Consider the following 260-nt stretch of genomic DNA (forward strand, 5'->3'; position numbering starts at 1 on the left):
CGGTCGACGCCGCGCAGCAGCGCGCCGATGTTGTCGCCGGCCTGGCCCTGGTCGAGCAGCTTGCGGAACATCTCGACGCCCGTGCAGGTCGTCTTGGTGGTCGGACGGATGCCGACGATTTCCAGTTCCTCGCCGACCTTGACGATGCCGCGCTCGACGCGGCCGGTCACCACCGTGCCGCGGCCCGAGATCGAGAACACGTCCTCGATCGGCATCAGGAACGGCTTGTCCAGCGGACGCACTGGCGTCGGGATGTAGGC

At 68.5% G+C, this 260-nt stretch carries 1 protein-coding gene; it reads right to left on the minus strand.

Annotation, left to right across the window (positions count from 1 at the left end):
* Positions 1-260 (minus strand): EF-Tu/IF-2/RF-3 family GTPase (locus tag ACWGS9_RS35825; protein ID WP_454509563.1); only part of this gene is annotated, 260 nt, incomplete at both ends.

The sequence above is a fragment of the Mesorhizobium sp. Arg314 genome, from assembly GCF_053714275.1.